Here is a 2,834-nt window from a genome sequence, read left to right on the forward strand (position 1 = left end):
GGGCGGGCTGCGTCCCGCGACGCCCGCGTCGTGGCGGCAGCGGATGGTCGCCTGGCTCGACGACGCCGGCGCCGAGGCCGGTCTGCTGCCCGCCCCGCCCGGGGCGTCCGGGGCCGGGTCCACCGGGGTGGCCGCGTGGAACCTGGCCGGGCTGCCGTCGCTGGTCGCGCCGGTGTACCGGCCCGGGGAGCACGGCTGCGTGCAGCTCGTGGGCCGGCCCGGGTCGGAGCGGCGGCTGCTCGCGACCGCCGCCCTGCTCGCCGGGGAATGATCCCCGGCCCGGCTCAGTCCGCGGGCGCCGACCAGACCCCGGTCGCGACGAACCGGTCGAGGGTCCGGGTGTAGGGCGCCAGGTCCATCCCCTGGGCGGCGACCCAGGCGTCGTCGTAGTAGCTGTGACGGTAGCGCTCCCCGCCGTCGCACAGCAGGGTCACGACACTGCCCGCGCGTCCGGCGCGCAGCATCTCGGCGACGACCTGGTAGACGCCCCAGAGGTTGGTGCCGGTCGACCCGCCCGCCCACCGGCCGGTGCGGTCGCGCAGGTGCCGGGCGGCGGCGACGCTGGCCGCGTCGGGCACCGGGACCATCCGGTCGATCACCGACGGGACGAAGCTCGGCTCCATCCGGGGCCGCCCGATCCCCTCGATCCGCGACGCCGCCCCGGTCGCGTACGACGGGTCCCCCGCCGTCCACCCGGGCAGGAACGCCGACCCCTCCGGGTCGACGACGGCCAGCCGGGTCGCGAGCCGCCGGTAGCGCAGGTAGCGGCCGATCGTGGCCGAGGTGCCCCCGGTCCCGGCCCCGACGACGATCCACTCCGGCACCGGGTGCGGCTCCTCGGCCAGCTGGGCCAGGATCGACTCGGCGATGTTGTTGTTGCCGCGCCAGTCGGTCGCGCGCTCGGCGTAGGTGAACTGGTCGAGGTAGTGCCCGCCGGTGTCCGCGGCGAGCCGCTCGGCCTCGGCGTAGACCTCGCCGCCGTGGTCGACGAAGTGGCAGCGCCCGCCCTCCCGCTCGATCAGCGCGATCTTCTCCGGACTGGTCGAGCGCGGCATGACCGCCACGAACGGCACCCCGAGCAGCCGGGCGAAGTACGCCTCGGAGACCGCCGTCGAGCCGGAGCTGGCCTCGACGACCGTGGTGCCCTCGGTGATCCAGCCCGACGCGAGCGCGTAGAGGAACAGCGACCGGGCCAGCCGGTGCTTGAGGCTGCCGGTGGGGTGCACCGACTCGTCCTTGAGATAGACCTGCACGCCCCACTCGGCGGGCAGGTCCAGCACGTGCAGGTGGGTGTCGGCGGAACGGTTCGCGTCGGCCTGGACGCGGCGCATCGCCTCGTCGACCCAGGCGCGGGTACGGGCACAGGAACGGTCGACGGGCTGCACGCCCCCGACCCTAGGCCTCAGAGCCGGACCAGCCCGGTCCCCTCGGTCACGGTGCCGATCCGGGCCGCGTCGTGCCCGCGCCCACGCAGCCACGCGACGGCCGAGTCGCCGCGGCCGGGGGCGGCGCCGAACAGCAGCCCGCCGGAGGTCTGGGCGTCGGACAGGACCAGCAGGTCCTCCTCGCCCGCGGAGCCCGCGACGACCCGGTCGTCGATCCAGGCGCGGTTGCGCAGCGTGCCGCCGGGGACGACGCCGTCGGCGACCAGCTCCCGCACCCCGCCGAGAAGCGGCACCGCAGCGACGTCGACGTGGGCGTCCACCCCCGAGGCGACGGTCATCTTCGTGAGGTGCCCGAGCAGGCCGTAGCCGGTGACGTCGGTGCAGCCGGTGGCGTCCGCCTCGCGGGCGGCCGCCGCGGCGTCGGCGTTCGGAGTGGTCATGACGGCGACGGCCGCGTCGACGTCCGCGGGCACCCCGCGTTTCACCGCGGTGGTGGTCACGCCGATCCCGAGCGGCTTGGTCAGCACCAGCTCGTCACCCGGGCGCAGCCCGGCGTTGGTCAGGACCCGGTCCGGGTGGACCTCCCCCACCACGGCGAGGCCGTACTTCGGCTCCGGGTCGTCGATCGTGTGCCCGCCGACGACGGCGAACCCGCACCGCCGACCCACCCCGGCGCCGCCCTCCAGAACGGCGGCCAGCACGTCCGGCCCGAGCTGCTCGGACGGCCAGCAGACCAGGTTCAGCGCGAACAGCGGGGTGCCGCCCATGGCGTAGACGTCGGAGACGGCGTTGGTGGCGGCGATCGAGCCCCAGGTCCCCGGGTCGTCGACGATCGGGGTGAAGAAGTCGGTGGTCGCGACCAGCGCACGGTCCTCGGACAGCCGCCAGACCGCGGCGTCGTCGCCGGTGTCGGTGCCGACCAGCAGGTCCGGATGGGACGGGGGTGTGACCGCCGCCAGGACCTCCCCCAGCTGGGCCGGTCCGAGCTTGCAGCCGCAGCCCGCGCCGTGGCTGAACTCGGTGAGACGACGGGCGACACCGGTGTCGGACATGTCCCCATCCTGGCAGCGTCGCTCCGTGGTCGCCCGTGTCACACACCGTCGACCGCCGGACTGCCGCCGTCCGCCGAACGGGGGCTGTCGGGCTGCGCCGGGGACACGGAGACTGACGCACCGTGAACAGCTGCACGGGGGGTACGACGAGGTGACCGACGGTGTCACGGATACCGGCGCCGAGGTGACGGCCGAGGACGTACGCGACGACGAGACGACCCGCTCCGGGGACGCGGTCCCCCCGGCCGGGCCCGTTCCCGACGCCGTGCTCCCTCCGACGACGGCCGCCGGACTGCCGCAGCGCGCCCCGCGCGGCGGCGACGGCGCCCGCAGTGTCGGGCACACCGTCGAGGACCTGGTGGGCCGCCTCGCCGCGGCCGAGCACGCCCGCGACGCC

General features: G+C 75.8%; 3 protein-coding genes and 1 pseudogene. 2 read left to right on the top strand and 2 right to left on the bottom strand.

The genetic code is table 11. From position 1 onward, the window contains the following. Positions 1-271 (top strand): annotated as a pseudogene (locus NH602_RS29825) (hypothetical protein); the annotation flags it as partial. A gap of 13 nt (positions 272-284) precedes the next feature. On the opposite strand, the gene NH602_RS29830 reads toward NH602_RS29825, so the two are convergent. Beyond that, on the bottom strand, positions 285-1,331 hold the full coding sequence (locus NH602_RS29830; protein WP_253069560.1) for a PLP-dependent cysteine synthase family protein: 1,047 nt from the start codon (positions 1,329-1,331) through the stop codon (positions 285-287). A gap of 71 nt (positions 1,332-1,402) precedes the next feature. Then, positions 1,403-2,437, bottom strand: a complete 1,035-nt coding sequence (gene selD / locus NH602_RS29835; RefSeq protein WP_253069558.1) for a selenide, water dikinase SelD — start codon at positions 2,435-2,437, stop codon at positions 1,403-1,405. Positions 2,438-2,621: 184 nt separating this feature from the next. Between selD and NH602_RS29840 the strand changes: the two genes are divergently transcribed. After that, a partial coding sequence (locus NH602_RS29840; protein WP_253069559.1) for a hypothetical protein occupies positions 2,622-2,834 on the top strand: 213 nt, incomplete at its 3' end.

The organism is Pseudonocardia sp. McavD-2-B (genome assembly GCF_024124365.1).
GTDB lineage: Bacteria > Actinomycetota > Actinomycetes > Mycobacteriales > Pseudonocardiaceae > Pseudonocardia > Pseudonocardia alni.